Below are 6,539 nucleotides of genomic sequence, written 5' to 3'. Positions count from 1 at the left end.
CGGTCGACCTGGACGCCGTCAACCAGGCCCTGGAGGCGGCTGACAGCCTCGAGCTGGTGGAGCGTGATGATTATCCGACCCCGGTAGGTGACGCAGTGGGCCAAGACGTGGTCTATGTTGGTCGTGTACGTCACGGTGTTGATGAAGACCAGCAGCTCAACCTCTGGCTCACCACCGACAACGTGCGCAAAGGCGCCGCGCTCAATGCCGTGCAAGTGGCACAATTGTTGATTAAACACATGCCGTAAAAGATACTGGCGAGCATATTTGTCCTGCTCCGCATGCAGGTTTCGGGACGATTCATACAAGGGAAGAGGTCATGCTTCGAATTCGCAAACTGGTTCTGGCCATGGCTGCAGCATCCGCGCTGACGTCTGGCATGGCGAATGCCCTGGGCTTGGGGGAGCTGACCCTGAAGTCGGCACAGAATCAGCCGCTGGACGCCGAGATCGAATTGCTCGACGTGCGCGACCTCAAGGCGGCCGAAGTGGCGCCGAGCCTGGCGCCCCCGGAAGAGTTCAGCAAGGCCGGGGTGGCGTTTCCGACCTACCTCGAAGACCTGACCTTCACACCAGTGATCAACCCCAACGGCAGAAGCGTGCTGCGGGTGACCTCCAGCCAGCCGCTGCCGGGGCCAGTGGTCAAATTCCTGGTCCAGGTAATGTGGCCGCAAGGCCGTCTGCTGCGTGACTACAGCGTACTGCTCGACCAGGCCAAGGCCCAGGGCGACAAGCAGGCGGCCGGCAACGTTGCCTCGGCGGTCACCGGTGCCAGCAGTTACACCACCCAGCGCCGCGACACCTTGTGGCAGATTGCCGCGCGCAACACCCAGGGTGGCTCGATCCAGCAGACCATGATCGCCATCCAGGCGCTGAACCCGGACGCATTCATCGGCAACAACATCAACCAGCTGAAGGTTGGCCAGGTACTGCGCCTGCCCGACCAGCAGCAGGTCCAGAACATCGCGCAGGGCGAGGCCAACAGCGAGGTGGCCGAACAGTATGCCGCCTGGCGTGAAGGCCGCCGCCTGGGCCCGCGTGCCCGCCAGCTGGACGCCACCCGCCGTGGCGCCGCCGAGGCCGCGCCGTCGGTTATCGCCCAAGGTGACAACCTGCGCCTGGTCAGCCCGGGCAACCAGGCCAGTGGCGGTCAGACCAAAGCCCTGAGCGACAAGCTGGCCTTGGCCCAGGAAAGTCTGGACACCAGCCGCCGTGACAACGAAGAACTGCAAAGCCGCATGTCCGACCTGCAGAGCCAGCTGGACAAGCTGCAGCGTCTGATCGAGCTGAAAAACAACCAGCTCGCGCGCCTCGAAGGGCAGGGCGCAGCCACCCCGGCAACGGCTGCCGCTGCTGTGAGCCAGCCAGCCGCCGCTGCGCAGCCTTCGGTCGAGCCAGCGCCCGCTGCCGTCGACACCGCGCCCGAGTCGGCACCTGCTGCCGCGCCAGCGCCAGCGCCTGCCAGCCAGCCGGACAGCGCACTCCAGCAGATCCTCGGCAACCCGTGGCTGCTCTGGCTGATTGCCGGTTCTACCATTCTGGTACTGGCCCTGCTGCTGTGGCTGCTGGCGCGCAAGCGCAAGGCCCAGCAAGAGGCCGAGAAACACTTGCGGATGGCGCGGGCACTGGAAGAAGAGCAAGGCACGGGCTTTGACACCGATACCGATAGCCTTGATGGCGTTGAAGTCTCGGAGCCCAGCGTCACCCTGTCGCCAGCCGTGGTGGCCGCGTCGGCCGCCGCTGCCGTTGCTGCAGAAAAAGCGGCTGCGCCAGTCGCCGAACCGCTGCCCGAGCCTGAAACAGATCCGTACCCCGGTTTGCTGGCGGAGGTCGATCAATGCCTGGCCGAAGGCCGCCTGAACCGCGCTACCGAGCTGCTGGAGCCCGCCGTGGCCGCAACGCCGCAGCGTGATGACCTGCGCCTGAAGCTGATGGACGTGTACGCCCGCCAAGGTGACCAGAGCGCGTTCGTCGAGCAGGAGCGCAAGCTGCCGGCAACCGAGCAGAATGCTGCAGAAGTCGCCGGGCTGAAGGAACGCTACCCGGCGATGCTCAGCCTGGCCGCAGCCGGCCTGGGTGCGACGGCGCTGGCTGCCGAAATGGATGAGCAGTACGTGCAGGGCCTGCTGCAGGATCAGCCTGAAGCGCCAGCGGTGGCTGACGTTGTGCCTGAAGAAGTGCCGGAATTCGAGCCCGAGCCGGATGTTGTAGCGCAAGCGGAGCCTGAGGCAGCACTCGAGCCGGAGGCTGAACTGGATGCCTTCGACGAAGTGTCGACCCTCGATGAGCCAGGCCTGGACGAGCAGGACCTGGACAGCGCCTTTGACTTGAGCCTGGGTGAAGACCTGCCCGAAGAGGACCCGCTGGCAGCACCGCTGCTGGACGAGCCGCTGGCGCAGGCGCCCGAGCCCGACGAACCGGTACTGGATGAGCCTTCGCTGGAAGAGGCGCAGTCTGAAGAAGAACCGTTTGCCGTGGACGCCGAGCTGCAGGCTGAGGCCGATGCAGACTTCGAGGCCATGCTGGCCCAGGCCGAGCCCCAGCCTGCTGTGGACCTGTCCGATTTCGACCTCGATATCACCGAGCCTGTCACCCCGGCTGCCCCGCAAGCAGTGGCAGAGACCCCGGTGGATGTCGCTGCGGAGCTGGATGCCTTCGACAGCGTGCCGGCGTTCGACCCGATCTCCGATTTCGACCTGCCGTCAGACTTCGACCTGTCGTTGTCGCTGGAAGATGACTCGCCAGCCGCCAAGAGCTTCGCTTCGGAGCTGGACGACGTCAACGCCGAGCTGGACAAACTGTCGCAGAGCCTCGAGTCGCCGTCGCTGGAGCCGCACTTCACCAGCGAGGATGCGGCTGCACAGCCAGAGCCAGAGCCGCTGGACGACCTCGACTTCGACTTCTTCTCCGGCAGTGATGAAGTGGCCACCAAGCTCGACCTGGCCCGTGCCTATATCGACATGGGTGACAACCAGGGCGCGCGCGACATCCTTGATGAGGTAGTCAAGGACGGCGACGACACCCAGCGTCAGGAAGCCGAGGACATGTTGTCTCGACTGGTCTGATCGAGGTCCTGGAACGCGATACACCTTCAACGGCAGCCCTACGCGGCTGCCGTTGTCGTTATAATCCCCGCCATTCCGTACACCCCACAGGTTTCATGCTCTTGGACATCATCGACAGCGCCGCCACCGAATCTGCGGCCGAAGGCTACTCCCGTATCGCCCTGGGCGTGGAATACAAGGGCGCGCGTTACCGCGGCTGGCAGCGCCAGGCCAGCGGTGTGCCGAGCGTGCAGCAAGCGCTGGAGCAGGCGCTGTCCACGGTGGCCAACGAGCCAATCGCGGTGGTCTGCGCCGGGCGTACCGATGCCGGCGTACACGGCTGCGGGCAGATCGTGCACTTCGACACCCGCGCCGTGCGCGACGAACGCGCCTGGACCATGGGCACCAACTTCAACCTGCCGCACGACATCAGCGTGGTCTGGTCGCGGCCGATGTCGGCCGACTTCCATGCCCGCTTCAAGGCCTGTGCCCGGCGCTACCGCTACGTCATCTACAACGACCCGATCCGCCCGGCGCACCTGGCCGAGGAAGTTACCTGGAACCACCGTCCACTGGACGTCGAGCGCATGGCCGAGGCCGCGCAGTTCCTGCTCGGCACCCACGACTTCAGCGCCTTCCGCGCCAGCCAGTGCCAGGCCAAGTCGCCAATCAAGCACATCTACCACCTGCGCGTTACCCGCCATGGCCAGATGATCGTGCTGGACGTGCGCGCCACCGCCTTCCTGCACCACATGGTGCGCAACATTGCCGGGGTGCTGATGGCCATTGGTGCCGGCGAGCGCCCGGTCACCTGGGCGCGCGAGGTGCTGGAAGGGCGCAACCGTAGCGAAGGCGGGGTGACCGCACACCCTTACGGGCTGTATCTGGTGCAGGTGGAGTACCCGGAGGAGTTCGCGCTGCCCCAGCGTTACATTGGCCCACACTTTCTGACCGGTTTCGAGGCGTTGGCTGACTGACGGGCGCTAAAGTCATTTGCTAACATCCGGCCTTTCACCGTAACCAGCAGGGTTCGCTGTCCATGAGCAATGTACGCACCAAGATTTGCGGGATCACCCGCATCGAGGACGCACTGGCCGCTGCCGAAGCGGGTGCCGATGCCATCGGCTTCGTCTTCTATGCCAGGAGCCCCCGGGCTGTGGACGTGCTCCAGGCTCGGGCGATCATCGCCGAGCTGCCGCCGTTCGTGACCACGGTCGGGCTGTTCGTCAACGCCACGCGTTGCGAGCTGAACGAGATCCTCGAAGTGGTGCCGCTGGACCTGCTACAGTTCCACGGCGATGAAGCCCCGCAGGACTGCGAGGGTTTCCACCGCCCCTGGATCAAGGCCTTGCGCGTACGCCCGGGCGACGACCTGGAAGCAGCCTGCAAAACCTATTCGGGTGCCCGCGGTATTTTGCTGGACACCTACGTGAAGGGCGTACCCGGGGGAACCGGTGAAGCCTTCGACTGGTCATTGGTGCCGGCGCGCCTGAGCAAGCCAGTCATCCTCGCCGGCGGGCTGTCGGCCGATAACGTCGGTCGGGCCATTGCCCAGGTGCAGCCTTACGCGGTGGATGTCAGCGGCGGCGTCGAACAGGCCAAGGGCATCAAGGATGCGGCTAAAATCGAAGCCTTCATGCGTGCGGTGAAACAGGCGTGATGGCAGATGTGACGGCTGGCTGCGCGCCATCGTCCATAACTTTCGCAGCCCTGCGCGGCAGTCGTCAGTACATCTGACGGCAAAACAACACATTAGCGCTGGAGTGGCGCGCGGGAAGTCTCGCGGCCGGTCCAGCAACGTTCCATAAGATTTTGAGCTCAAGGGCAGGGCAGGGCCGGCGACACCGGTCCCCCGCCTGCCAATACTGGAGAAAGAAAGCATGAGCAACTGGTTAGTCGACAAACTGATCCCTTCGATCATGCGTTCCGAGGTGAAGAAGAGCTCGGTGCCAGAAGGCCTGTGGCACAAGTGCCCGGCCTGCGAGGCCGTGCTGTATCGTCCGGAGCTGGAAAAGACCCTGGATGTCTGCCCCAAGTGCAACCACCACATGCGCATCGGTGCACGCGCGCGTATCGACATCTTCCTCGACGCCGAAGGCCGTGCCGAGCTGGGCGCTGACCTGGAGCCGGTCGACCGCCTGAAGTTCCGTGATGGCAAGAAGTACAAGGACCGCCTGACCGGCGCGCAAAAGCAGACCGGCGAGAAAGACGCGCTGATCTCCATGAGCGGCACCCTGATGGGCATGCCGATCGTGGTCAGCGCCTTCGAGTTCTCGTTCATGGGGGGTTCCATGGGCGCCATCGTCGGCGAGCGTTTCGTGCGTGCTGCCAACTACGCGCTGGAAAACCGCTGCCCGATGATCTGCTTCTCCGCCTCTGGCGGTGCACGCATGCAGGAAGCGCTGATCTCGCTGATGCAGATGGCCAAGACCTCTGCCGTGCTGGCGCGCTTGCGCGAGGAAGGCATCCCGTTCATCTCGGTGCTGACCGACCCGGTGTACGGCGGTGTTTCCGCCAGCCTGGCAATGCTCGGCGACGTTATCGTCGGTGAGCCGAAGGCACTGATCGGCTTCGCCGGCCCGCGGGTGATCGAGCAGACCGTGCGCGAGAAGCTGCCAGAAGGCTTCCAGCGCAGCGAGTTCCTGCTGGAGCACGGCGCCATCGACCTGATCATCTCCCGTGGCGAACTGCGCCCGCGTCTGGCCCGCCTGCTGGCGCAGATGACCGGCCAGGAAACCCCGGAGCAAGCGCGTGAGGCGGCTGCCGTCGCGTGATGAAACAACGATCCCTGGGCGAATGGCTCGCCTACCTCGAGCAATTGCACCCCTCGGCCATCGACATGGGCCTGGAGCGGTCGCAGAAGGTGCTTGCCCGGCTGGCGCTGGGCAAGCTGGCGCCACGCGTGGTGACGGTAACCGGCACCAACGGCAAGGGTTCCACCTGCGCCTTCGTAGCCTCGCTGTTGCGTGCCCAGGGGCTGAAGGTTGGCGTGTACAGCTCGCCGCACCTGTTGCGTTACAACGAACGGGTGCTGATCGAGGGTCAAGAGGCCAGCGATCAGCAACTGTGCGACGCCTTTGCCGCCGTCGAGGCGGCGCGGGGCGAAATTTCCCTGACCTACTTCGAGATGGGCACTCTGGCCGCGTTCTGGTTGTTCTACCAGTCGCAGCTGGATGCCGTGGTGCTGGAAGTGGGCCTTGGTGGTCGCCTGGACACCGTCAATGTGGTGGATGCCGACCTGGCACTGGTGACCAGTATCGGCGTCGACCATGTCGATTACCTGGGCGATACCCGCGAACGGGTGGCCTTCGAGAAGGCCGGCATCTTCCGCCAGGGCAAGCCTGCGTTGTGCGGTGATCTGGATCCGCCGCAGCCGTTGCTGGACAAGGCTGCCGATCTGGCCGCGCCGTTGTTCCTGCGCGGGCGTGACTTCGACCTGAGTAGCGCCGATGGCAGCTGGAGCTGGCGCGGGACTGCGGCCGATGGCGCGCAAGTC

The 6,539-nt window shown here is 64.9% G+C and carries 6 protein-coding genes; all 6 read left to right on the top strand.

Annotated elements, in window-relative coordinates:
- A partial coding sequence (locus tag HP547_RS14600) for an Asd/ArgC dimerization domain-containing protein (RefSeq protein WP_256676343.1) occupies positions 1–248 on the top strand: 248 nt, incomplete at its 5' end.
- 71 nt (positions 249–319) lie between these two features.
- The gene (locus HP547_RS14595) at positions 320–3,064 is read left to right on the top strand and encodes a FimV/HubP family polar landmark protein (protein ID WP_172286667.1); all 2,745 of its coding nucleotides are present in this window, start codon (positions 320–322) and stop codon (positions 3,062–3,064) included.
- Between the two features lie 95 nt (positions 3,065–3,159).
- Positions 3,160–4,020 carry a tRNA pseudouridine(38-40) synthase TruA gene (truA, locus tag HP547_RS14590; protein ID WP_172218593.1) on the top strand — a complete coding sequence of 287 codons (861 nt, stop codon included), beginning with the start codon at positions 3,160–3,162 and terminating at the stop codon, positions 4,018–4,020.
- A gap of 62 nt (positions 4,021–4,082) precedes the next feature.
- On the top strand, positions 4,083–4,703 hold the full coding sequence (locus HP547_RS14585) for a phosphoribosylanthranilate isomerase (protein ID WP_172218591.1): 621 nt from the start codon (positions 4,083–4,085) through the stop codon (positions 4,701–4,703).
- A 220-nt stretch (positions 4,704–4,923) separates the two neighbouring features.
- On the top strand, positions 4,924–5,817 hold the full coding sequence (accD, locus tag HP547_RS14580; protein ID WP_172218589.1) for an acetyl-CoA carboxylase, carboxyltransferase subunit beta: 894 nt from the start codon (positions 4,924–4,926) through the stop codon (positions 5,815–5,817).
- Positions 5,817–6,539, top strand: a 723-nt coding sequence (locus tag HP547_RS14575; RefSeq protein ID WP_256676342.1) for a Mur ligase family protein, incomplete at its 3' end; no start/stop codon positions are given. The genes accD and HP547_RS14575, both read left to right, overlap by 1 nt.

This window comes from Pseudomonas sp. CM27 (assembly GCF_013179515.1).
Taxonomy (GTDB): Bacteria; Pseudomonadota; Gammaproteobacteria; order Pseudomonadales; family Pseudomonadaceae; genus Aquipseudomonas.
The sequence above is the reverse complement of the archived record's forward strand: the minus strand, read 5'-3'. Positions and strand labels throughout refer to the sequence as shown.